The following is a 23,242-nucleotide window of genomic DNA, read 5'->3' on the forward strand; positions in this document are numbered from 1 at the left end:
ATATTAATAATCAGTAAGCGCCGTTTTTCCTTGAACGATCGCAACACCAGAGCTTGTACCGATGCGCGTCGCTCCCGCTTTCACCATCGCTTCGGCTCCTTGAAGATCGCGGACGCCGCCAGACGCTTTCACACCCATATCCGGTCCTACCGTTTGGCGCATTAATGCGATATCTTCAATCGTAGCACCACCGGTAGAGAAGCCTGTAGATGTTTTGACATAATCAGCCCCTGCTTGTACGGCTAAGCGGCAGGCGCGCACTTTTTCCTCTTCCGTTAGCAAGCATGTTTCAATAATGACTTTCACAAGGGCTTTTCCTTTAGCCGCTTCGACGACAGCGCGGATATCACGTTCCACAAGCTCGTCCGCTCCGTCCTTTAAAGCACCAATATTCATAACCATATCGATCTCTGTGGCGCCATTAGCGATCGCATCTTTCGTTTCGAATGCTTTTGTTTCCGGAGTATTGGCTCCAAGAGGAAAACCAATGACTGTGCAAACTTTCACATCAGTGCCTTTTAGCAGCTCAGCTGCAGCCGCTACCCATGTTGGATTTACACAAACAGAAGCAAAGCCGTATTGTTTCGCCTCTTCACATAATTGAACAATTTGTTCCTTTGTTGTATTCGCTTTCAGCAGTGTATGGTCAATCATTTTTGCCAATTGATTTGCCATATGAATGCCGCTCCTTTCTGTTGAAATAGAGAAGTCTGACCTCTATCATCATACCATTTTTCAACCGCAAAAACTAGCCGACAAGCAAAATTTGTTCAATGAACCTCTCTCACTTCCACTCCGTTAAGAGGCGGGAAACTTCTCGATGGATGAGGTTAAAAAAAGCTCCCACCGAGCGGCGATGAACGCCTAAGCGCCGCCGACGAGAGCTCGAATCAAGCTTGACCCTGCACGAGTAGTTCAGCGATGAGGCTCCACGTGTCGCCGCTGCAGTGCGATGCGGAGCGACTCAAGCCGCTGGCGTTTGAAGCTGGAGACAAGATATCCATTCTGACAGAAGCAAAAAACCCAGCTAATCGCTGGGTTTTACGAGCTTAATTTCATTTTTTCCGTTATCTGATCAGATACTACGCGGACGAATTCTCCTTCATTATATGGATAGCCCGCTTTCGTAATTTTCACTTTTACAAGCTGACCGACCATTTCTTCAGTGGCTGGAAATTTTACTTTTAAGTAATTATCGGTATATCCAACGTATAAGCCACTGTCCGGCTCTTCTTTATATGGCTCTTCTGGAATGACTTCAAGCACTTGTCCTTCGAACTGCGAAGCATATTCCTTCGCCAATTGGTCAGAAAGAGCGATGAGGCGATGAACGCGCTCGTTTTTCACCTCTTCATCGACTTGGTCTAGCATGCGCGCCGCAGGTGTTCCTGTACGCTTCGAATATGGAAATACATGAAGTTCCGAAAACTGATGGTCACGGATAAATTCATACGTTTCCATAAATTCTTCTTCCGTCTCACCAGGAAATCCGACAATAATATCCGATGTGACCGCCAGCCCAGGCAGTGCTTCCCGCAATTGAACAAGCCGCTCAGCAAAAAATTGAGTCGTATACTTGCGGCGCATCCGCTTTAATACGCTGTTGGACCCAGATTGAAGCGGAATGTGCAAATGGCGGACAATTTTATCGGAACGCTTGAGAACTTCAATGACTTCATCGGTGATTTGACTTGCTTCAATGGATGAAATGCGAAGCCGCTTTAAGCCGACTACCTGTTCATCCATATCGCGAAGCAGCGCAGCAAAATTATAATCCTTCATATCTTCTCCATAGCCGCCTGTATGAATGCCTGTTAGTACGATTTCTTTATAGCCGGCATCAACAAGCTGTTGCGCTTGGCGAATGACTTCTTTCGGATCGCGTGAACGCATGAGGCCGCGCGCCCACGGAATAATGCAAAACGTGCAAAAATTATTGCAGCCTTCTTGAATTTTCAAAGAAGCTCGCGTCCGATCCGTAAAGGCAGGAACGTCCATTTCTTCATATACGCGGGTCTTCATAATGTTTCGAACCCCGTTAATCGGCTGGCGCTCTTGCTTAAATTGTTCAATATATTCAAGGATCTTGGCGCGATCCTGCGTTCCGATTACGATATCAACCCCAGGAATCGCCATAACTTCAGCTGGAGAGGTTTGCGCATAACAGCCTGTGACACAAATAACCGCATCAGGATTTTGCCGGATGGCACGCCGAATAACTTGACGACTTTTTTTATCGCCCGTATTCGTCACTGTGCATGTATTTATCACGTACACATCTGCATGAGTTTCAAAGTCTTTTCGTTCATAGCCCGCTTGTTTAAATAACTGCCAAATCGCTTCTGTTTCATAATGATTTACTTTGCAACCTAACGTATGAAAAGCCACTGTTGACATTATTCTCACCTCACCTTAATTCCCATTCATATGATGCAGCCGCTAATACATAAAGCGGGGCTGTTTCCGTCCGCAAAATCCGCGGTCCGAGGCCGCATGTGAAAAAACCGTTTTCCTGAAGCTTCGTGATTTCATGCTCCGCCAAACCGCCTTCCGGCCCAAATAAAACGAGCATCGACTGGCCCGGCTTCATCTGTCGCAAAACTTTTCGCAAAGCTGCTGCTTCTCCTTGCTTTGCTTCTTCTTCATAAGCAACCATACGATAGTCCAGCGTTCGGGCAAATTCAATAAACGGCTCCATAGACATCGGCTGGTAGATATCAGGAATGCGCGTGCGATGCGCTTGCTCAGCTGCTTCTTTTGCAATTTTCCTCCATCTTTCCAGCTTTTTATCCGCTTTTTTCGCTTCCCATTTAACAACAGAGCGAGCCGCCAAAAAGGGGATAAATGCAAAAGCACCAAGCTCTGTTCCTTTTTGAATGACCAATTCAAATTTATCTCCCTTTGGCAGCCCATGAGCAATGTAAATCCGTATTGGAAGCTCTGTTTGTTCCTCTATCCATTTTATAATGCGAAGCATCATATTCTCACTGGAAATTCGTACAATCTCACATAAAGCGGCTTTGCCGTTTTCGTTACAGCAAATAACCGCATCTCCCTCCCTCATGCGCATGACGCGTACCATATGGTGATAATCGTCCCCAGTCATGACAATTTGGTCATGATGAATTTGATCCTTTGAGACAAAATACCGTTGCAAACCGCCACCTTCTTTTCATGCTTTTCTTGCAATTAATGCGATCCAATCTTCCATCGCCAGTGTTTCTTCAATAACAAATCCAGATTCAATCAACTTTTCTTTTACCTCGTGTTTTTTCGCTTGAATAATTCCAGATGTAATAAAATATCCGTTTTCTTTTACCAGATGGTACGCATCATCTGTAAAACGCATAATGATTTCTGCTAGAAGATTGGCCACAATAATATCGGCCGGCTCCTTTACATTATCCAGCAAATTCCCTTGGGTAACCGATACGATATCTTGAACTTTATTTAATTTCACATTTAGCTTGGCGCTGTCTACGGCCACTGGATCTAAATCAAGCGCTTGAACAGAAGCGGCTCCAAGCATCGCTGCCGCAATACTCAAAATCCCTGATCCAGTCCCAACATCAATGACGGTATCACCTGGTTTCACACATTTTTCTAGCGCTTGAATACACATGACTGTGGTCGGATGTGTGCCTGTGCCAAAAGCCATTCCAGGATCTAGCTCAATAATAAACTCATCAGTGGAAACCGGTTCATAGTCCTCCCATGTTGGCACGATCGTAAATTTTTCAGAAATTTTTACTGGGTTATAATATTTTTTCCACGCTGTCGCCCATTCTTCTTCGTTCACTTCGCTGATCGTAATTTTATTTTTTCCTATATCAATATTATAGAGCATTAAATTATTGATCGCTTGTTTAATTTCCTCAACTGTTTCTCCTAAAAAACTATTGACTGGCAAATAAGCTTTAATGATGACTCCTTCATCCGGATAATCATCGGGATTTAGCTCATAAATTTCGCCAAATGTGGTATCACGTTCTTTTGTTAAATCAAAAGGGTCTTCAATGACAACTCCCCCAGCACCTGCTTCGTGCAAAATATTCGAAATCGCCTCAACTGCTTCTTGTGTCGTATGAATGCTGATTTCTGACCATTTCATAAATGTGTTTATTCCCCTTTAAACGCTTTTTTTACTTTCTCAAAAAAGCTATCTTGCGGTCCTTGGTGCATGCTTTGGTCTCCCAATTCATCAAATTCGCGCAGCAGCTGCTTCTGCTTTTCCGTTAATTTAGTTGGCGTCACAATGCGCACAATCACATGCTGGTCCCCTTGACCATATCCGCGCACATTGGGCACACCTTTTCCTTTTAAGCGAAATTTTGTACCTGTTTGTGTGCCTGCTGGAATTTTCAATTTTACTTTTCCGTGAAGCGTCGGAACTTCAATTTCATCACCAAGAGCTGCCTGTGCAAATGTCAGCGGAATTTCACAATAAATGTCATCATCATGGCGTTCAAAAAATTCATGCGGCTCTACACGAAACACGATATATAAATCGCCCGCTGGACCTCCGTTTATGCCTGGTTCTCCTTGTCCAGCTACGCGCAACTGCTGTCCGTCGTCAATACCTGCTGGAATTTTCACATGAATTTTTTTCCGCTTTTTCACCCGACCGCTACCGCCACAAGTCGCACATTTTTCCTTAATAAATTGTCCTGTGCCTCCGCAATAATGACATGCTCTGCGATTCACAATGCGTCCAAACGGCGTTGCCTGCTCTATGCTGATTTGTCCCGTTCCGCCACAATGTGAACATGTTTCCTTTTTCGTTCCCGGCTTTGCTCCTGATCCATGACACGTATCACACGTTTCTTCGCGAGGGATTTCAATATCCGTTTCTTTTCCAAACACTGCTTCTTCAAATGTCAGTGTCATCGTATATTGTAAATCAGCACCAGCCCGCGGAGCGTTCGGATCACGCCGTCTTCCTCCACCAAAAAAGGAGCTGAAAATATCCTCAAAACCACCAAAACCGCTAAAGCCGCCAAAATCAAAATCATCGCTTCTAAAGCCGCCAAAGCCTTGATTAGGATCCGTATGACCAAATTGATCGTAATGGGCACGCTTTTGATCATCGCTCAATACTTCATAAGCTTCTTTGATTTCTTTAAATTTTTCAGCTGCATCTGGTGACTTATTAATATCTGGATGATATTGTTTTGAAAGTTTTCGGTATGCTTTTTTTATTTCATCTTTTGTCGCTGTTTTGCTTACCCCGAGAACCTCATAGTAATCTCGCTTTGTCATCATCATCCACTCCCGATTCACTCACATAAAGCTAATTGTACCATCCATTTCTTTATATATGCAATAGATGTTATTTTTCCTATCGTTGCTTTTTTTCTAGAAAAAAAGTCAAAGCCAAGGCAGGCCTGACTTTGACTTTTTCCCGTTTTTACTTATCTTCTTTTACTTCTTCAAATTCCGCATCAACTACATCGTCATTTTTTTTCGCAGCGCCGTCTGCATTTGTTTGTCCTTGAGCTTGCGCCTGTTGAGCGGCTTGCTCGTATAGCTTAATGGACAATTGCTGAACGATTTCTTGCAGCGCATTTTTCTTTGTGCGAATTTCTTCGATATCTTTTTTCTCTAAAGCAGCTTTTAATTCTTCTTTAGCCTCCTGCGCTTTTTTCACTTCAGCTTCGTCCACTTTTCCTTCAAGCTCTTTGAGTGTTTTTTCTGTTGTAAATACTAAATGATCCGCTTCGTTGCGAAGATCCACTTCTTCTTTGCGTTTTCTGTCCGCTTCTGCGTTTTCTTCCGCTTCTTTCACCATTCGTTGAATTTCTTCTTCGGAAAGGCCAGAAGATGATTTAATCGTAATGGATTGTTCTTTGTTTGTTCCTAAATCTTTTGCACGCACATGGACAATACCGTTGGCGTCAATATCGAATGTGACCTCGATTTGTGGCACACCGCGCGGAGCCGGTGGAATGTCGGTTAGCTGGAAGCGGCCTAACGTTTTGTTATCGGCCGCCATTGGACGTTCTCCTTGCAGAACGTGAATATCAACCGCCGTTTGATTGTCCGCCGCCGTTGAGAAAATTTGCGATTTGCTTGTCGGGATCGTCGTATTGCGTTCAATTAATTTCGTAAATACGCCGCCCATCGTCTCGATTCCTAAAGAAAGTGGAGTCACGTCAAGCAGTACAACATCCTTGACATCCCCAGCGATCACACCGCCTTGAATAGCAGCTCCAATCGCGACCACTTCGTCTGGGTTGACACCTTTATGCGGCTCTTTTCCAATTTCCTTTTTGATTGCTTCTTGCACAGCAGGAATGCGCGTCGAACCCCCGACAAGAATCACTTTGTCGATATCGGATGGTGTCAAGTCTGCATCTTTCAATGCTTGGCGCACCGGTCCCATTGTCCGTTCCACAAGATGGGCAGATAGCTCTTCAAACTTTGCGCGCGTTAATGTCATTTCTAAGTGAAGCGGTCCTGTTTCATTCGCGCTGATAAACGGCAATGAAATTTGGGTTTGCGTAACGCCAGAAAGATCTTTTTTCGCTTTTTCAGCAGCATCCTTTAAGCGCTGCAATGCCATTTTATCTTTTCCTAAATCAACGCCATGTTCCTTTTTAAATTGTTCAACTAAATAATCGATAATGACTTGGTCGAAATCGTCGCCGCCAAGATGGTTGTCCCCAGCTGTCGCTTTTACCTCAAACACGCCATCGCCAAGCTCCAAAATCGAGACGTCAAACGTCCCGCCACCTAAGTCATATACGAGAATCGTTTGATCTTCCTCCATTTTATCAAGTCCATAAGCGAGCGCTGCCGCTGTCGGCTCGTTAATGATACGTTCAACTTCCAATCCGGCAATGCGTCCGGCATCTTTTGTTGCTTGGCGCTGTGCATCATTAAAATAAGCTGGAACCGTAATGACCGCTCTTGTAACAGGCTCGCCTAAATAGGCTTCCGCATACGATTTTAAATATTGTAAAATAATAGCTGAAATTTCTTGTGGAGTATATTGTTTTCCTTCAACCTCCACCTTATAATCGGTACCCATATGGCGTTTGATCGAGATGATCGTATTTGGGTTCGTAATCGCTTGGCGCTTCGCTACTTCCCCCACTTGCCGTTCTCCGTTTTTAAATGCCACAACTGACGGAGTGGTTCGGTTTCCTTCTGGATTTGGAATCACTTTTGGCTCGCCGCCCTCTAATACAGCTACACAAGAGTTTGTTGTTCCTAAATCAATACCAATGATTTTGCTCATCCGTATCACCCTCCTATGACATTATTGACTCACTTTCACCATTGCTGGACGAATGACACGATCTTTTAATTTATATCCTTTTTGAAATTCTTCAACGACCGTGTTTGGCTCATATCCGCTATCTTCTGCCTGCATCACGGCTTGATGCAGATGAGGATCAAACGGTTTTCCAATTGATTCGATGACTTCAACGCCTTCTTTTTTCAATGCATCAATCAAAGAGCGATATACCATTTCCATCCCTTGCAAAATGGATTTGGCTGTTTCGTCTTCTGTCTGGATTTTTAAAGCGCGCTCGAAATTATCTAACACCGGTAAAAGATCTGTCACTAAATTTTGTGCGCGATATTTTTCCGCTGCCTCAAATTCAAGTCTTGTACGGCGGCGGAAATTATCAAAATCTGCATGCAGGCGAAGATAACGATTTTCTAATTCCTGCAGCTTTTGCTGAAGTTCAGCGATTTGCTCGTTTGCCGCTGTCAGTTGATCTTGTTCGTCATCAGTAATTGATTTATCTTCTGTCAATGACTCATTCACTTCTTCTTGCGGCTGTTCATATGTAACTTCCTCTTCTGTTTGAAGCATTTCTTTTTGTTCGTTTTCCATCGGCTTCACCTCCCTTAAGTGAACAAATAAGTCCAATATATGTATAATCAAAAAGTTATTCACAAGGAAAGGATGGGGTGCTTCACACCATCCATCCATTATCCAATATGACCAATGCTACCCATTTTGATACCAATCTGTCAACGCCTTTGTTAAGTCAGAAGCCACTTGATTCAAAATGGTAATGACACGCGAATATTCCATTCTCGTCGGCCCCAGAATTGCAATCGTTCCCAGCTGCTCCTCTCCGATCGAGTAGGTCGCTGTAATTAAGCTGCAATTTTCCATGCCGCTCAATTGGTTCTCATGGCCAATTGTCACTTGAATTCCCTTTTTGCTGCTTCGACGCAGCAGTCGATAAAACTCTTTTTCTTGTTCAATGATTTTCATTAAAGAATGAACTTTTTGAATATCATTGAACTCTGGCTGGCTGAGCATATTAGCTCTTCCCGCTAAAAACAGCTTTTCTTCCCGCGGCAGCTCAATCATATCCGCAATGGTTTTTAACATGCTGTCATAATTATAAATGTGGGCACGCAGGACGTTGGCAACCTCTTTATAAATCTTATCCTTCAATTCCATAATAGAAGAACCAATCAATCGCTCATTCAAAATATTGACCATTTTTTCTAAATCAGAAGCATTCACGGAAGCCGGAATCGTAATCACGCGGTTTTCTACATGGCCTTTGTCCGTGACAAAAATGGCTACCGCCGTTTCTTTATTTAAAGGAATGATTTGAATTCTTTTCAGCTTATTATCTTTCACAGCCGGACCGAGAACGATAGATGTATAGCTTGTCAAATCCGATAAAATCTGCGCCGATTTTTGAACGAGTTTCTCTAGCTCATAAATTCGTTCTGCAAAAATCGATCTAATCTTCCTCATATCCTCCGTTGTAAGATGCTGTGGTGACAATAGATGATCGACGTAATAACGATAGCCTTTTTCCGACGGTACCCGGCCTGATGAAATATGCGTTTTTTCAATGTATCCCAATTCCTCCAAATCAGCCATTTCGTTTCGGATCGTTGCTGAACTGAAGGTAATTTTCTCCTTCTTCGAAAGCGTCCGCGAACCGACAGGCTGGCCGTAACGAATAAAATCGTCAATAATCACTTGCAAAATCAATAACTGGCGATCAGTTAACAACGATCATCACCTCTGTTAGCACTCAAACATATTGAGTGCTAAATCTATTATTAAAGTACCAAATCCCCGCACATCTGTCAACTTTAGATTACTCCAATAAATGCCTGAAACACTTCATTTCCAAGCAGTTTTCCTTGGTGAGTAAGACGAATATGAGTTTCCGTTTCCTCCAATAGCCCTTTCTGCTTTTCTTGCTCAATCGGTTCATGGAATACCTCATGGACTGGACAATGAAATTTTTCCATAAACCGCTGTTTGGAAATGCCTTCTATTTTGCGGAGACCTAAAAACATTTCTTCTTCTTTCTGCTCTTGCTCGGTTACCACATGGCGTTCAATATACGCTTCTCCCGTTTTTTCAACTAAATCAATATATTTTTTGATCGGTCCGGCATTCGCGTTTCTCATGCCGGCTACATAACTGTGCGCCCCTGCACCAAATCCGTAATATTCTTCATTACTCCAATACGTAAGGTTATGATGGCTTTCAAATCCCGGCCGGGTATAATTGCTAATTTCGTACTGCTTATAGCCGTTCTTCTCCATTTCTTCCATAATGACCTCGTACATATTTGCTTCTTCTTCTTGACTTGGCAAAGATAGCTTTCCTTTTCTCATTAAATTGTAAAACACCGTTTTCGGTTCAACGATGAGCGAATAAGCAGAAATATGCTGAATGTTGAGTGCAAACGCCATATTCAAAGAATCGCGCAGCTGTGGAAGCGTCTGTCCCGGCAAACCGTACATCAGATCAACGCTAATGTTTGCAAAGCCGATATCTTGAGCGATTCCAATGATTTGAAACACATCATCTCGCCGATGAGTTCGTCCAATTTTTTTTAACAATTCATGATCAAACGTCTGTACGCCAAAGCTTAGGCGATTGACTCCTGCGTCTTTTAACAGCTGCAGTTTTTCCCGCGACAACTCGTTCGGATTCGCCTCGAAGGTAAATTCCACTTCGCCCGCAGTAAAAGGAAGGCGCTTATGAATGGCATTGAGAAAAAAGTCAAGCTGATCCATTTCCAGCACGGTCGGCGTCCCCCCACCTACAAAGATGGTATCAAGTTTTTGTGTAGGATATCGAACCACTGTTTGTTCCATTTCGGTTTCTATCGCCTGCAAATACTCGTTCACCGGCTGTCCTTTAAAGAATACTTTATTGAAATCACAGTAATAGCAAATTTGCGAACAGAACGGAATATGCAAATAAGCGGCTTGAATCAATGTTCATCGCTCCTTTTTCATAACAAACAAGGCCATCTCATCATGAGACAGCCTCGTATGGCATTATTTTTTATCATCCATTTTGAGCACAGCCATAAACGCTTCTTGTGGAACTTCGACAGATCCGACCTGCTTCATTCGCTTCTTTCCTTCCTTTTGCTTTTCAAGAAGCTTGCGTTTCCGCGATACGTCACCGCCATAGCATTTAGCTAGCACGTTTTTCCGCAATGCTTTGATCGTCGAGCGGGCAATAATTTTATTGCCGATCGCTGCTTGCACAGGAACTTCAAACTGCTGGCGCGGAATCAAATCTTTCAGTTTCTCAACAATGACTTTTCCGCGCTCATAGGCTGAGTCGCGATGAACGATAAAGGAAAGGGCATCGACTTTCTCCCCATTTAATAAAATATCCATCTTCACAAGCTTTGAAGGCTTATAGCCGATGAGCTCATAATCAAACGATGCGTATCCTTTCGTGCTTGACTTTAAAATATCAAAGAAATCATAGACAATTTCTGAAAGCGGAATTTCATAAATAAGCATAACCCTTTTTTCATCCATATATTGCATATCGACAAAGATGCCGCGCTTGCTTTGACATAGTTCCATTACCGCTCCAACAAAATCGTTTGGCACCATGACCGTCGCTTTGACGTAAGGTTCTTCCACCCGGTCAATTTTTTGTGGATCTGGCATGTTGGATGGATTATCCACTTGAACCTCCTCACCATCGGTCAAGTATACTTTATACACTACGCTTGGCGCTGTCGTAATTAAATCGATATTAAACTCGCGCTCAATGCGTTCCTGAATAATCTCCATGTGTAGCAGCCCTAAAAAGCCGCAGCGAAAACCAAAACCGAGCGCCTGCGATGTTTCGGGCTCAAATTGTAGCGCGGCATCGTTAAGCTGCAATTTTTCCAATGCCTCACGCAAATCATTGTACTTGGCTGTATCAATTGGATACATTCCGCAAAACACCATCGGATTTAAGCGACGATATCCCGGAAGCGGTTCGGCCGCAGGATTTTTGGCATCTGTAATGGTATCACCTACACGCGTATCGCTTACGTTTTTAATGGAAGCGGTCAAAAAGCCAACATCGCCCACGGTTAGCTCATCAACCAATTTCGCTTTTGGCGTAAACACCCCTACTTCAACTACCTCAAACTCTTTTCCAGTCGCCATCATCTTGATTTTTTGTCCCGGCTTAACCGTTCCTTCCACAATGCGAATATAGGCCACTACACCGCGGTATGGATCATACAGCGAATCGAAGATCAACGCTTTTAATGGCGCATCAGGATCACCAGCCGGCGCCGGAATTTTGTCGACGATTTGCTCCAAAATCTCTTCAATGCCGATGCCGGCCTTAGCGGAAGCAAGCACGGCTTCAGAAGCATCCAAGCCAATTACATCTTCAATTTCTTGGCGAACGCGCTCTGGCTCAGCGCTTGGCAAATCGATTTTATTGATAACCGGCAAAATCTCTAAATTATTATCCAGCGCCAAATAGACATTTGCCAGCGTTTGCGCTTCAATTCCTTGCGCCGCATCAACAACAAGAATAGCCCCCTCGCATGCCGCTAAACTGCGCGACACTTCATAGGTAAAATCGACATGCCCTGGCGTGTCAATAAGATGAAAAATGTATTCCTCTCCATTATTTGCTTTGTACTTTAACTGAACAGCATTCAACTTAATCGTAATGCCGCGCTCCCGCTCTAGCTCCATAGAATCTAGCATTTGCTCTTTCATTTCTCGCTGCGAAAGCGCCCCCGTTTTTTCAAGGATGCGATCTGCAAGCGTCGATTTTCCATGGTCAATATGAGCGATAATAGAAAAGTTGCGGATTTTTTCTCTTCTTTCCAGTCTTTGTTCACGATTCATCTTTTTCACTCCTACTGTTACCCGAAACTACACTAGCTTTGATTATAGCAACACAACGGTTAAGATTCAATGAGAGAAATAAGAAAAGCGCAAAGCGCCCTCCAAGAAGATTGTCACCGTCACAATGCGGAGTGAAGCGATTCGAGCCGACGGCAATTGAAGCTAGGCAACGCCCGAACCCTTAAAAAAGGATAAGAAAAAAGTCGAGCCTGTGCCCGACTTTATTCGATCAGCTGTCCTACAAAAGAAAGAAGGGATTGAATAACAGAACGAACTCCTTCCGCCAAATGCTTTCCAAGCTCCGAAAACAGATTGAACATTTTCATCTGTTCAAGCTTCTCTTTCTTCTCACTAATATTTTCGATACTTACTCTATTTCCCATAACCATTGCTTCCATTTCGCCGTTTTTATCTTTTGCAACATGGAACACGGTCTGAAAAGACGGATCATTGTAGCCCTTCATTTTGATCATCCCTTGATTCGCCTGCTGCATGCCAAGCAAGACACCAAAGAAAAGAAGGATAACAGCCGTCAAAAATTGAAGGGTGAATTTTGCCATTTTGCTTCCTCCTTACTGCTTTTGCGGCGGATCAGAGGCTGGAGCCTGCACTTTTTCTGCCTGCCAATAATGCTCACTAAACACATCGGCAACAGCAGCTGCGGATCGGAAAAGTTCATCAAACGTATTGTCTACCCCGCCAAACTCTATGAGTAACGCATTATTTGATAAATCTTGGTTGAATTTTCCATTTGTTCCTCTTCCTTTCTTCTCGATGACCCCCCGACTTAATCCCGGATATTTTTTTTGTAAAAGCTGATGAAGCTGTGTTGCTAGTTGTAAATTCTTTTCATAGTTTGCATTTTCTCCGCCAACAATGAACGCAACACGCGCATAGCTAACTCCGTTAATAGTCGCAGTTGTAAATTTTCGTCTTTGGGCATCGCGGTGAATATCAATCAAGTATTGTAAATCACGGTTTTGGCCCATCGCCTGCATAACAACCTGTCTTGACATGTCATATGATTGCGCATAGTCCATTCCTTTTTCTGATAATTTTTGTTGAACATCAACGGTGCTTTCCACCGCTCCAATCCCTCGTTTCTCAAGTTCCTCCTGCAATTTTTGTCCGACTTTCGTTACATTGACCGTACGATGAAAGGCCTGATCTGGATCATTTGCCCCTTTGAGCGCTGGCAAATACGATTCATACGTATGGGTGCTGTAAATATAAACGACTTTCCGTCCGCCAGTCGTTTTCGTTGGCGGAGGCACTGGCTGTTTATCTTGATCTTGATCCGCTTTTTCTAAATTTTCGATGGATGCCTCGCGTTCAGCCAGCATCACTTCAAGCGGCGGTGCCGATTCGTAAGGCATGTTTGTATAGTCCGTTCCTTCTCCTGCCACCACAATCTTACTATCATATAGAGCAAAGCCAGGCAATTCGCTGCCAAGCAGACTGCGGGGATCATCTGGATTAATGCTCGTAATCATACGCAGCAAAATAGATGAATAACTAATGTTCTGTCGCTCTTTCGGCAAGCTTTGTAAAAAATAATGGTTTTCAAAACTAAATAAATGAATGAACGTTTCCTCAGGAAAATGATTTGTCACACTATTAACAGAAGAAGAGGTAATTCGATATTCAGGTTTTAACGATGTCATGACCCCGACAACCGTAAACATCATCATCCAGCCTAAAACGGCTAAAGTCACAACTTTTTTAATGCTTGTCCCTTGAATGGTGACGACCATTTGCCGAGAGCGAAACCTTTTCATGTTCTCACCCTTTCTAAGCTTGTCTACTAATTTAACAGTATGGTCAAGCTTAAAAAGATAGAACATCTTTTTTATGATTAGCGCGTATACATCCCTGTATTTCCTTGATCAATCTGGCCATGCAGCGCTGCGTTTAAGCCGCTCGCTAGCAAATGGGCCATGTCCCCGATAAACATATCGACTTCTTTCGGCGTCACCATCAAATTATGTCCGAGCGGGGCCAACACTTCATGAATAAGCGTTCTTTTTTCTGTATCGCTCAGGGTTCCAACCATGCCAAGAAACGTCGAGCGCTGTGCTTGTGTAGGCAGATCCTCTTCGGTTAATTTTTTTCTTCTTCCAAACATCCATCCAGCTGGAGCAAGAGCACTAGAGGGACGATTCCCTTCACGCATTTCTTTGCCAAAATGCTTTAAAAGAAAGTCAATGGTATCGCTTGTAATCGACACAGCATCGACAACCGTCGGCACACCGATAGCGATGACAGGAATCCCTAAAGTTTCTTTACTTAATTCCTTGCGTTTATTTCCCACTCCTGATCCGGGATGAATGCCAGCATCTGAAATTTGAATCGTCGCATTTACTCGTTCAATTGAACGAGCCGCTAGTGCATCAATGACAACAATAAAATCCGGTTTTGTTTTTTCAACGACACCGTCAATAATGTCGCTCGTTTCAATTCCTGTTGTTCCCATTACTCCGGGAGCAAGCGCGCTTACAGGACGAAAGCCTTCTTGCACGCTTTCCGGTTGAAGCTGAAACAAATGCCTTGTAATTAATAAATTCTCTACCGCCAACGGACCGAGCGCATCTGGAGTAACATTATCATTTCCAAGCCCCACAACAAGACAGCTTGCTTCTTTTGGAATATTCAGCTTCTGCAAAAAAGCATGGAACTCTTTCGCAAACACTTCCTCTACCTTTTTTTGCAGTTCTGTATCCTGTTCCCGAATCCCTTGAGCCTCCAGCGTGATATAGGTTCCTGGCTTCTTGCCAATGGACTGCGCTCCTTCCTCGGTTACTTCAACATATGATAGCTTAATTCCGTCTATTTCACGATCATGAATCGTGACTCCTTCAATCGGAGAGGAAGTCTCTTTTTTTTGCTGCAATCGCTCTTCAATGGCCATTTCGTGAGCTTCAACAGCCAAATCTGTCCGCACGGAATACACGCTAAGATCTAATGGTTGATTCATCGATGCTCCTCCTTCTCAAAAACGATCGTTTTTATTTATTGTCGCCGCTTTCTTCTTATTTCATTCTTTAATAAGTAAAGTATTTTTGCTTGAATAGTCTTGCATAATTGAAATGTGTTTGATAGAATATCATTTGTTCTTGATATGTCTATATCGATCAACATGACAAAAGAATCACGTATATGGACAGCATTACGGAGGTGAAAGACATTGGCAAATATTAAATCAGCAATTAAGCGTGCGAAAACAAGCGAGAAACGCCGTGCTCACAACGCTGCGATGAAATCAGCCATGCGCACAGCGATTAAAAAATTTGAAGCGCTTGTAGAAGCAAAAGAAGTGGAAAAAGCACAAGAAGCATTTGTCCTTGCTTCTAAAAAATTAGACAAAGCGGCAAGCAAAGGATTAATTCATAAAAATGCAGCAAGCCGCCAAAAATCCCGTCTAGCGAAAAAATTAAACAGCATCACAGCGTAACAACAAATAAACGACCTTTTTGAGGTCGTTTTCTTTTTTGATTTTTATAAAATTGTCTTTAGCTGGAAATTAAGAAAATACGCGCACAAGCCTTTCCGTTTTTTATGATTCTCATCCAAAAATCCTCCAAGCTGACACCCCCATCTCTGAACGAAGTGGGGATGGGAGGAGTTCACCGGACAAAAGACTGTTCATTTGTCTCATTCGCTTTGCTCCATTTGACTAGCAGCAATTCAATAAGCAAGCGTTTATCAAGCACCCCTGTTTTCATTTGATAATCCGCTTCAGCCAAGTCGTGAATGATATCGAGCAATTCCTGTTCCGAAAATAATCCCGATTGTGCCATAGCCAGCTTAACGCGAAACGGATGGACCTTTAGCGACGAAGCAATATGCTGCTGGCCGTATCCTTTGGCATTAAGCCATTTAACTTGATACAAAAGCCGAAACTGGGCCGCTAGCAACGCAACAATTTTAATAGGTTCTTCATTATGTTCCATTAAATCACCAAATACTTGCAATGCTTCTCTCACTTTGCGTTGAACGACCTTTTCCACCAATACAAAAACATTTTGTTCAAGTGTCCGCGAAACAAGCATCGTCACGGTTTCACCATCAATTGTTCCTTGATGGCCAACAAACAGTGAAAGCTTATCGAGTTCATTAGCAAGCGACATCAAGTTCGTCCCCGCCAGCTGCAGTAAGGTTTTCTTTGCTTCTTCTGTAATGGCGACTTCATTCGCATGTGCCCGTTCTTCCATCCATTGCCGCAATTCTTTTTCATTAAGTGAGGAGGCGACAAAAACCTTCGCTTCATTCATTAACTGCTTCGTGATTTTTTTTCTTTCATCCAATTTTTCATATGAACCAAGAAAAACGACAATCGTAAAAGGAGAAGGAGAAGCTATGTATTGCTCAAGCTTTTTTAAATTATGCTCTATTTTCTCCTTTCCCTTGTCAGAAGTGAGGAAATACGGATTTTTGATCACAACAACCTTCTTTTCCCCAAAAAAGGGCAGGGTTTCCGCTTCCTCAATTGCTGTTTCGATCGGTGTTTCTTCACAATCATACACCGATAAATGAAAATCCTGCTCCTCTTCTCGTAAAGCTGTACGTACAATTCGTTCATATGCTTCATTTAATAAAAATGTTTCCGTTCCGTATAATAAATAAAGAGGCGACAGAGTTTGCTTTGTCATTTTTCCCAAAAAGTTCACAGTCATATTTCTCTTCTCCATTCTTTTTTAAAACCATCCATGATGAAAAGATACACTGTTTTCTTGGTTTTTACAAGGGAACCGGCAAACGATGTAAGCCGATTCCCATTTATATAAACGTTGATAAATAAGTCCTAGGATCTTATTTATCAACGGGTATTTTTATATTATCCCGTGCCCCTTAAACTATTTGTGTCAACTGTTGTCAGCAAAGGAAATGATCAATTGTTGTATAGATTTTTTTTTTCTTTTGACGTATACTAAAAATGATTGCACGAGGAGGGGTAAATCATGAACGAATTTGAAAAAAATGTACAAAGCAAACGCAATGATGCAGTTGATTCCGGCGTCGGATTCATCGTTTCGTTCGGCTTCTTCGCTACTATGTTCATTATCGCCACATTAGTAAAATTTTTTGGTTCATGATGGAAAAGAGATTGCTTTTTAGAGCAGTCTCTTTTTTTGTATGCGGCATGCCAAAAAAATGTCGAGTTCTGTTATCCCCTAACGCATTGGCTGCTGCTTGCAGTCCATCTCATCTGCAACCATTCATATAATCTTATCATGGCGTTGTAATGCGGCCAAACTGGACTAAAGCGAAAGGTGCCGCTCATGCTGGTGATACTATATTATGGCAGCATAAAAGTAAAGGTTCCAGCTTTTTTCGTATAGCGATAGCGAATCGCTCCATGCTCATCCGTTCGCAAAATTCGAACCCCATGCTTTTTAAGCCGAGCGATTACATCATGATGAGGATGATGGTAACGGTTGTTCTTGCCAACCGAAATAATGGCAATCTGAGGTTTTATCATCTTTAGAAAGGGCTCGGAGGTCGATGTGGCACTTCCATGATGCCCGATTTTTAATACATCAACCTGAAGGTGAGGAAAATCACGAATGAGCCGTCCTTCTCCTTCAGCTTCCAAGTCTCCTGTAAACAGCCATGATAATCCCCCCAATTTCGCGTATAATACAACGGAACGATCGTTATCATTAGAAGGGAGAGCCGTTCTTGGTGGATTCAGTACATAAAATGATGCTTCTCCTACCTTCCAATCATCTCCTTTTTCCACTTTTTTAATCTTCATTTTTCGATCCTTCATACCAGCCATAAGCGCAGTCTGCCATGGTGAATACGCACGGCTTTCGTTGCCAATCACCAGCTCCTTCACCCGTATGCTTCTTATCACTTCAGGTGCCGCTCCCATATGATCGGCATCTCCATGCGTAATGATGAGTTGATCCAATTGGCGAATTCCTTTGGCTTTTAAAAACGGTACAACTAGCTTTGCGCCTACACGCCACTCGCTCCTCCGCTTTTGCCATGACTGCTTTGGTAAAAGAACCGTTCCTCCCGTATCAATAAGATATACTCCCTTTCTGTATGGCAATTCAATATAAATACAGTCGCCTTGCCCCACATCCAAAAAGACGACCTCACCATAGCGGTTCATATATGGAAAAGCGGCATGAAAGGCAATTACTATCACTACATACCCAAAAGCGCGATATTTTTTCTGCTCCATTTGCGTAAAGGCCCATACAATCGCCATTCCATAACATAAAAGCAGCAGCATGGACGGCCGTCCTAAAACAAATGCAAGCGAACGATCAGAAGCGAAAAGCTGAACAAAGCGATTAGCAAAATCAAGTACATGTTCAAGGAGATAGATAAAAGGCAAGCTCAACGGCTCCACAACATAATGTGCAACAAGAGCGATGATGGAGAGCGGCAAAATTATAAACGAATAAAGCGGAACAAAAATCATATTCAACGGAATGCTTAACAGCGAAAACTCAAAAAAATGGTATAACAAAAACGGAAGGGAGCTGATTTGTGCAACCAACGTTGCAGCAAAAAGCCGCATCATGAATGAACGGTATTGCTCAATCCAATCCATGGATAAAATAAGCGCGAAGGAAACAATAAAGGATAGTTGAAATCCCGGCTGGAACAAATCGTATGGTTGAATCAGCACCATCACGATGCATGTAAGGCTGAGGATATCACAAAGAGGAATGTTGAACTTCCGATAACGGCTCCATAATAACATCATAGCCATAACGGAAGCGCGGACGACGGATGGCGAAGCGCCTGTCAGGATCATGTACAAAGGAAGAAGAAGAATGAGGAGCAACGCGGCGGCTTCTCTTGTTATAAAGCGAATGCATAGATAAAAGCAGCCGCTGACAAGCAAAGTGACATGCGAGCCAGAAATTGCCAAAAGATGCACTAGCCCTAGCTTTTGATACCCTTCAAGCAGATCTTCATCCATTTCTTCTCGTTCGCCAAAGATTAACGCTTGCACAATGCCAATCACCGCAGGAGGAAAATGCTCATTAATTTCATCCATTCCTTTTTCTCTGATCGATCGAAGCACTTCAACAGGATGAAGCCGTGTCTGTTTACAAGCAGCGACAGAAAAGGAAGAGGGTTTTACAATCCAATGAATTTGTTGGGAGCGCAAATACTTTCGATAATCAAAAGCGAAAAAATTCCGTGCGGGTTCAGGAGCTTCCAATCTTCCTTCAAATCGGCAAACCATTCCCATGCGAAGTTGGAAAAGCTCTTTTTTATCGCGTTCACGATTGATTTTATACAAAAGCTGTACCTTTTCCTTTTCCTTCGTCCTTCCCTTTACCTTCAGCTGATCGCCATCAATGACAGGAGGCTCTATCAAGCGCAGCGAAAAATGGGTTTTATTTTTCGAAAGAATGGTTTGATTATGAGTCTCTGTCCAAATCATATAGAGATAAAAAAGGGCCGCCGCAAGTAAACATGCAGAAAGCAAATCACGCTTATATCTTAGCAAAAACAGCAAATAAACCGCCATCACGAAATGAAGCCCATATAATCGCTGATAGCCAGCTGTGATTCCCCATATAGCTGCTATCGCTACATACACACCATTTCCTCTCATTATCCAAAATCTCCTTTTTCTTGCCTTCTGCCGCCGCAAAAATCAGACGGCAGAAGAGCGCAGTTGCTTTTATAAAAGAGACAGGATCTCCTTATTAAAAGGAACATGCTTTACAATTAAGTCTGCCTGCTGAAAAAGCTCAAGTGCATACGGATGATTTTTATAGTCAGTCGCATAATAGACTGCACGAATACCGCTCTGAATAATCGCCTTGCAACAATGAAGGCAAGGAAAATGCGTCACATAGATTTCAGCGCCTTCTGTTGGCACGCCAAACTTGGCGCATTGAATAATGGCGTTCATCTCTGCATGGATCGTACGGACGCAATGATTATCAATCACATAGCATCCTTCATCAATACAATGTGCCCCTCCAGCAATCGATCCATTATATCCTCCAGCAATAATTCGTTTATCACGCACAATCGTCGCTCCGACCGCCAAGCGTGTGCATGTGCTGCGCAATGCCAATAAATGGCTTTGCGCCATAAAATACTCATCCCAAGTAATCCTTTCCATTTCTTGACTCTCCCCTAACCATAAACATATAAGACTAGTTTAGCGAGTGAAGAAAAAACCGTCAATTTTGCTAGCGAATCACAATTTGTGCTTTTAAGCTTTCCAGAGATTTTTCACCGATTCCTGATACATTCAATAAATCTTCAGCTTTTTTAAAGGGACCGTTTTCCTCGCGATAAGCAATAATAGCGGCCGCTTTAGCCGGACCGATTCCCTTTAGCTGCTCTATCTCCTCTTGAGTAGCATGGTTAATATCAACCTTGTTCTCCTCCTTCTCTTCAGGCGGGGATATCGGCATGCTCGTTTCCCCTTTAGAAGGTACATAAATCATCATTTCGTCATATGCTTTAGCAGCTAAATTGATTTTTGTTTGGTCTGCTTCTGTTGTCAATCCCCCCGCTCTAGCGATGACATCATTTACCCGCGCGTTTTCCAGCATTTCATATACCCCGGGATGGACAACCGCTCCTTTCACGTCAACCACAATGGTTTCCGGTTGATCCTGCTGCTTGCTATCTTGTTCCTTTTGTTCTTTTTGCTCCGGTTCTTCAGAAGGCAGCGGAAGTGCATGAGAAACACTCTTCTCTTGATGAGATTGCTGATAAAAAAATGCTGCAGCAATCGCCATAGCCGCCAGCGCGAGCATATACCGCTGCTTTTTTTCTTTGGCCGCAAGCCATTTCATTGTTCATCACCCTTTCGAAAATGATGCATAAAAACGTCTCTTTGTTCATACATATCGTTGAGAGGACAGATATCGGCCAAATAAACAGAGAAGGGGGGAGAAGCCGTGAAAATCGGAGTGATAGGCACAGGAAATATGGGGAGAATTTTAATTGAGGCTTTTTTAGAAGCGAAAGCGGTCAACCCAAATGAGCTGATTCTGACTAATCGCACGCTTCAAAAAGCATTGGACATCCAGAAGGAACACGCAGAGGTCGAAGTGGCAGCATCTCCAGAGGATGTGATCAGACGTGCGACCGTGATATTACTATGTGTCAAACCATTAGATATTCACCCCCTTTTAAAACAGCTGTCTCCTTATTGGACAAAAGATCATTGTCTCATTTCTATTACTAGCCCTATTACCGTCCAGCAGCTCGAATCCATTGTCCCTTGCCATGTGGTTCGGGTCATTCCAAGCATTACGAATCGCGCACTCTCTGGAGCATCGCTTATTACATTTGGGCATCGCTGTTCGTCTCATTATCAAACATATATAAAGGAATTATTTCAAAAAATTTCTACACCTTGCGTGATTGAACAAGATATTACGCGGATTGCTTCCGATCTTGCGAGCTGTGGTCCTGCCTTTTTCAGCTATTTACTGCAGCGATTTATTCATGCCGCTGTTGAGAAAACGAATATTTCCAGAGAAATGGCGACTATTTTAACGAGCGAAATGATTATCGGGCTAGGAGAATTGCTAAAAAAGAATGTGTACACTCTTCCAACTCTGCAGGAGAAAGTACACGTAAAAGGAGGAATTACCGGAGAGGGGCTGTCTGTACTTGAAGCGGAATTAGGTGAATTGTTTGAGCATGTATTTGAAAGAACACATGCGAAATTCAATCAAGAGATTGAGAAAATTAAACAGCAGTTTCAAAATTAAAATTCGCCAAAGATCAAAAAATTCCTTCTGAAACATGACAAGCGTACCGATTCTTGAGTAAAAATTTGTCCATAAAGCGTGATACCCAGCGCTGTATCCTGTACGTCAGCATACCTTAATCCCATTTAAACAAAATAAAATAATACATCATTCACAATCATAAGCTTCCGGATGAAACTGCTTTCTCAATTCTCCTATTTCAAGCAGAGATACTGTTCTCTCACCTAATCAGCCTCCTTCCATAGAGACAACAGCACTGCGAATATCAGCCGTCATAACTAAAAAGCTGTCCACTCTACCGTGGACAGCTTATTTTTTAGCAACAAAGAAAAGCCGTTCCGCCGCATCATGGAGAGGGCGATCCGTAAAATCAGCACTGATCTCCATTACAGTAAAGCCCGCTTCCTTCAACCATTGCTCATATTGAAACGCTGGGAATGTCCGCTGAATATGATCTTCATCATATCGTTCGTAACGTCCATCCTCTTCTTGGACAAAAAACGTAAGCTCATGAACCACTGTATGAGGAGTGTCTAGGGCATTACACAGCCATATATAGCTGATCGATTCATCATTGCTTGCAAAAACCGCATCTTGAAAAATATGATCCATTTTATAAATAGAATGAACGTCAAATAATAGCAAGCCATCTTTATGCAAAAGCTCATAGATACGGCGGAAGGTTTGCTGAACATCCTGCTCTGTTGGCAGATAATTAAGGGAATCGCAAAAAATCAGCACGGCATCAAAAGGAGAAAATCCATTTAAATCCCTCATATCCTGCTCAAAAAACTCGATATGCACATGATGCTGCTCCGCTTTTGTTTGTGCAATGGCGAGCATGTTTTCTGATTGATCTACACCGGTCACAGAAAAGCCAGATTGAGCTAGACGAACCGCCAACTCTCCTGTTCCACATCCAACATCAAGCAGCCTTTTTGTGCCTTTGCGCCCATATTGTTCAACTTTTTTATTGACAAATTCCTTCCATTTATCATATGGCGCTTCCTTCATTAACTCATCATACCAATAAGCAAACGATTCATATGTCATCGCGCCAAATCACTCGCTACGTCCTCAAATGGAGCATCTCCCCAAAGCCGTTCTAAATTGTAGTATAGGCGATCTTCTTTATGAAACACATGAGCAACGACATCGCCTAAATCCACCAGCACCCATTTAGCTTCATCAAAGCCTTCTAAGCGTTTCACTGGAATTTGATGTTCTTCCGCTTTTTCTTTAATTTCCCGCGCAATCGCCTGTACCTGCTTTTCGGAGTTCCCGTGGCAGATCATAAAATAATCCGCGACAAGAGAAATTCCTTTCATATTTAAAGCAATAATATTTTCAGCTTTTTTCTCATCAGCCGCTTGAATGGCCATTCGTAAAATATCGCGTTCCGTCATTTT

General features: G+C 42.8%; 22 protein-coding genes. 3 read left to right on the forward strand and 19 right to left on the reverse strand.

Features of this window, described 5'->3' with window-relative positions:
• Nucleotides 1-3: 3 nt before the first annotated feature.
• From deoC to gpr, 13 genes are all read right to left on the reverse strand, one after another.
• On the reverse strand, nucleotides 4-675 hold the full coding sequence (gene deoC / locus GGQ95_RS05765; RefSeq protein WP_044744569.1) for a deoxyribose-phosphate aldolase: 672 nt from the start codon (nucleotides 673-675) through the stop codon (nucleotides 4-6).
• Between the two features lie 366 nt (nucleotides 676-1,041).
• Nucleotides 1,042-2,397 carry a tRNA (N(6)-L-threonylcarbamoyladenosine(37)-C(2))-methylthiotransferase MtaB gene (mtaB, locus tag GGQ95_RS05770; RefSeq protein ID WP_066145930.1) on the reverse strand — a complete coding sequence of 452 codons (1,356 nt, stop codon included), beginning with the start codon at nucleotides 2,395-2,397 and terminating at the stop codon, nucleotides 1,042-1,044.
• 10 nt (nucleotides 2,398-2,407) lie between these two features.
• Nucleotides 2,408-3,157, reverse strand: coding sequence for a 16S rRNA (uracil(1498)-N(3))-methyltransferase (locus GGQ95_RS05775; protein ID WP_066145933.1), 750 nt, complete (start codon nucleotides 3,155-3,157; stop codon nucleotides 2,408-2,410).
• A 15-nt stretch (nucleotides 3,158-3,172) separates the two neighbouring features.
• Nucleotides 3,173-4,111: a 50S ribosomal protein L11 methyltransferase gene (gene prmA / locus GGQ95_RS05780; RefSeq protein WP_183186469.1), complete on the reverse strand. Its 939-nt coding sequence runs from the start codon at nucleotides 4,109-4,111 to the stop codon at nucleotides 3,173-3,175.
• Nucleotides 4,112-4,119: 8 nt separating this feature from the next.
• Nucleotides 4,120-5,259 carry a molecular chaperone DnaJ gene (dnaJ, locus tag GGQ95_RS05785; RefSeq protein WP_044744573.1) on the reverse strand — a complete coding sequence of 380 codons (1,140 nt, stop codon included), beginning with the start codon at nucleotides 5,257-5,259 and terminating at the stop codon, nucleotides 4,120-4,122.
• A 148-nt stretch (nucleotides 5,260-5,407) separates the two neighbouring features.
• Nucleotides 5,408-7,240 (reverse strand): molecular chaperone DnaK, encoded by a 1,833-nt coding sequence (dnaK, locus tag GGQ95_RS05790; protein ID WP_066145936.1) that lies wholly within the window; start codon nucleotides 7,238-7,240, stop codon nucleotides 5,408-5,410.
• Nucleotides 7,241-7,261: 21 nt separating this feature from the next.
• Nucleotides 7,262-7,846 carry a nucleotide exchange factor GrpE gene (grpE, locus tag GGQ95_RS05795; protein WP_066145939.1) on the reverse strand — a complete coding sequence of 195 codons (585 nt, stop codon included), beginning with the start codon at nucleotides 7,844-7,846 and terminating at the stop codon, nucleotides 7,262-7,264.
• 117 nt (nucleotides 7,847-7,963) lie between these two features.
• On the reverse strand, nucleotides 7,964-8,998 hold the full coding sequence (gene hrcA, locus GGQ95_RS05800; protein WP_066145942.1) for a heat-inducible transcriptional repressor HrcA: 1,035 nt from the start codon (nucleotides 8,996-8,998) through the stop codon (nucleotides 7,964-7,966).
• 83 nt (nucleotides 8,999-9,081) lie between these two features.
• Nucleotides 9,082-10,224, reverse strand: a complete 1,143-nt coding sequence (gene hemW, locus GGQ95_RS05805) for a radical SAM family heme chaperone HemW (protein WP_066145945.1) — start codon at nucleotides 10,222-10,224, stop codon at nucleotides 9,082-9,084.
• Between the two features lie 63 nt (nucleotides 10,225-10,287).
• The gene (gene lepA, locus GGQ95_RS05810; protein ID WP_044744578.1) at nucleotides 10,288-12,114 is read right to left on the reverse strand and encodes a translation elongation factor 4; all 1,827 of its coding nucleotides are present in this window, start codon (nucleotides 12,112-12,114) and stop codon (nucleotides 10,288-10,290) included.
• Nucleotides 12,115-12,335: 221 nt separating this feature from the next.
• Entirely contained in the window at nucleotides 12,336-12,674 is a 339-nt protein-coding gene (locus tag GGQ95_RS05815) for a YqxA family protein (RefSeq protein ID WP_066145947.1), read from the reverse strand.
• Between the two features lie 12 nt (nucleotides 12,675-12,686).
• Nucleotides 12,687-13,892: a stage II sporulation protein P gene (spoIIP, locus tag GGQ95_RS05820; RefSeq protein ID WP_066145950.1), complete on the reverse strand. Its 1,206-nt coding sequence runs from the start codon at nucleotides 13,890-13,892 to the stop codon at nucleotides 12,687-12,689.
• A 77-nt stretch (nucleotides 13,893-13,969) separates the two neighbouring features.
• The gene (gene gpr / locus GGQ95_RS05825) at nucleotides 13,970-15,088 is read right to left on the reverse strand and encodes a GPR endopeptidase (protein WP_066145953.1); all 1,119 of its coding nucleotides are present in this window, start codon (nucleotides 15,086-15,088) and stop codon (nucleotides 13,970-13,972) included.
• Between the two features lie 210 nt (nucleotides 15,089-15,298).
• Here gpr and rpsT point away from each other — a divergent pair, with 210 nt between their 5' ends.
• Entirely contained in the window at nucleotides 15,299-15,565 is a 267-nt protein-coding gene (rpsT, locus tag GGQ95_RS05830) for a 30S ribosomal protein S20 (protein ID WP_044744582.1), read from the forward strand.
• A gap of 172 nt (nucleotides 15,566-15,737) precedes the next feature.
• Here rpsT and holA read toward each other — a convergent pair whose 3' ends face one another.
• The gene (gene holA / locus GGQ95_RS05835) at nucleotides 15,738-16,787 is read right to left on the reverse strand and encodes a DNA polymerase III subunit delta (protein WP_080862280.1); all 1,050 of its coding nucleotides are present in this window, start codon (nucleotides 16,785-16,787) and stop codon (nucleotides 15,738-15,740) included.
• Between the two features lie 285 nt (nucleotides 16,788-17,072).
• On the opposite strand from holA, the gene GGQ95_RS05840 reads away from it, so the two are divergent.
• Nucleotides 17,073-17,207: a YqzM family protein gene (locus tag GGQ95_RS05840; protein WP_044744584.1), complete on the forward strand. Its 135-nt coding sequence runs from the start codon at nucleotides 17,073-17,075 to the stop codon at nucleotides 17,205-17,207.
• A gap of 203 nt (nucleotides 17,208-17,410) precedes the next feature.
• Here the strand turns inward: GGQ95_RS05840 and GGQ95_RS05845 are convergent, their stop codons facing one another.
• From GGQ95_RS05845 to GGQ95_RS05855, 3 genes are all read right to left on the reverse strand, one after another.
• A complete protein-coding gene (locus GGQ95_RS05845) occupies nucleotides 17,411-19,702 on the reverse strand; it encodes a DNA internalization-related competence protein ComEC/Rec2 (RefSeq protein WP_183186470.1) in 2,292 nt (763 codons plus the stop codon).
• A 69-nt stretch (nucleotides 19,703-19,771) separates the two neighbouring features.
• Complete coding sequence (locus GGQ95_RS05850; RefSeq protein ID WP_066145960.1) at nucleotides 19,772-20,221, reverse strand: ComE operon protein 2; 450 nt, start codon at nucleotides 20,219-20,221, stop codon at nucleotides 19,772-19,774.
• Between the two features lie 70 nt (nucleotides 20,222-20,291).
• Nucleotides 20,292-20,906, reverse strand: a complete 615-nt coding sequence (locus GGQ95_RS05855; protein WP_066145962.1) for a helix-hairpin-helix domain-containing protein — start codon at nucleotides 20,904-20,906, stop codon at nucleotides 20,292-20,294.
• Nucleotides 20,907-21,011: 105 nt separating this feature from the next.
• On the opposite strand from GGQ95_RS05855, the gene comER reads away from it, so the two are divergent.
• Nucleotides 21,012-21,833: a late competence protein ComER gene (comER, locus tag GGQ95_RS05860; protein WP_066145965.1), complete on the forward strand. Its 822-nt coding sequence runs from the start codon at nucleotides 21,012-21,014 to the stop codon at nucleotides 21,831-21,833.
• A 309-nt stretch (nucleotides 21,834-22,142) separates the two neighbouring features.
• On the opposite strand, the gene GGQ95_RS05865 is transcribed toward comER, so the two are convergent.
• Nucleotides 22,143-22,886, reverse strand: a complete 744-nt coding sequence (locus GGQ95_RS05865; RefSeq protein ID WP_066145969.1) for a class I SAM-dependent DNA methyltransferase — start codon at nucleotides 22,884-22,886, stop codon at nucleotides 22,143-22,145.
• Nucleotides 22,883-23,239 (reverse strand): ribosome silencing factor, encoded by a 357-nt coding sequence (gene rsfS, locus GGQ95_RS05870; protein WP_044744590.1) that lies wholly within the window; start codon nucleotides 23,237-23,239, stop codon nucleotides 22,883-22,885. The genes GGQ95_RS05865 and rsfS overlap by 4 nt, the downstream gene beginning before the upstream one ends.
• Nucleotides 23,240-23,242 lie beyond the last annotated feature (3 nt).

Origin of the sequence: Anoxybacteroides rupiense (assembly GCF_014196195.1) — a bacterium.
Classification (GTDB): Bacteria; Bacillota; Bacilli; order Bacillales; family Anoxybacillaceae; genus Anoxybacteroides; species Anoxybacteroides rupiense.

Excerpts from the sequence above, each read along its gene's own strand:
- deoC (WP_044744569.1), bottom strand. The coding sequence starts at position 675 with ATGGCAAATCAATTGGCAAAAATGATTGACCATACACTGCTGAAAGCG.
- mtaB (WP_066145930.1), bottom strand. The coding sequence starts at position 2,397 with ATGTCAACAGTGGCTTTTCATACGTTAGGTTGCAAAGTAAATCATTAT.
- prmA (WP_183186469.1), bottom strand. The coding sequence starts at position 4,111 with ATGAAATGGTCAGAAATCAGCATTCATACGACACAAGAAGCAGTTGAG.
- dnaJ (WP_044744573.1), bottom strand. The coding sequence starts at position 5,259 with ATGACAAAGCGAGATTACTATGAGGTTCTCGGGGTAAGCAAAACAGCG.
- dnaK (WP_066145936.1), bottom strand. The coding sequence starts at position 7,240 with ATGAGCAAAATCATTGGTATTGATTTAGGAACAACAAACTCTTGTGTA.
- grpE (WP_066145939.1), bottom strand. The coding sequence starts at position 7,846 with ATGGAAAACGAACAAAAAGAAATGCTTCAAACAGAAGAGGAAGTTACA.
- lepA (WP_044744578.1), bottom strand. The coding sequence starts at position 12,114 with ATGAATCGTGAACAAAGACTGGAAAGAAGAGAAAAAATCCGCAACTTT.
- GGQ95_RS05815 (WP_066145947.1), bottom strand. The coding sequence starts at position 12,674 with ATGGCAAAATTCACCCTTCAATTTTTGACGGCTGTTATCCTTCTTTTC.
- spoIIP (WP_066145950.1), bottom strand. The coding sequence starts at position 13,892 with ATGAAAAGGTTTCGCTCTCGGCAAATGGTCGTCACCATTCAAGGGACA.
- gpr (WP_066145953.1), bottom strand. The coding sequence starts at position 15,088 with ATGAATCAACCATTAGATCTTAGCGTGTATTCCGTGCGGACAGATTTG.
- holA (WP_080862280.1), bottom strand. The coding sequence starts at position 16,787 with ATGACTGTGAACTTTTTGGGAAAAATGACAAAGCAAACTCTGTCGCCT.
- GGQ95_RS05840 (WP_044744584.1), top strand. The coding sequence starts at position 17,073 with ATGAACGAATTTGAAAAAAATGTACAAAGCAAACGCAATGATGCAGTT.
- GGQ95_RS05845 (WP_183186470.1), bottom strand. The coding sequence starts at position 19,702 with ATGAGAGGAAATGGTGTGTATGTAGCGATAGCAGCTATATGGGGAATC.
- GGQ95_RS05850 (WP_066145960.1), bottom strand. The coding sequence starts at position 20,221 with ATGGAAAGGATTACTTGGGATGAGTATTTTATGGCGCAAAGCCATTTA.
- GGQ95_RS05855 (WP_066145962.1), bottom strand. The coding sequence starts at position 20,906 with ATGAAATGGCTTGCGGCCAAAGAAAAAAAGCAGCGGTATATGCTCGCG.
- GGQ95_RS05865 (WP_066145969.1), bottom strand. The coding sequence starts at position 22,886 with ATGACATATGAATCGTTTGCTTATTGGTATGATGAGTTAATGAAGGAA.
- rsfS (WP_044744590.1), bottom strand. The coding sequence starts at position 23,239 with ATGACGGAACGCGATATTTTACGAATGGCCATTCAAGCGGCTGATGAG.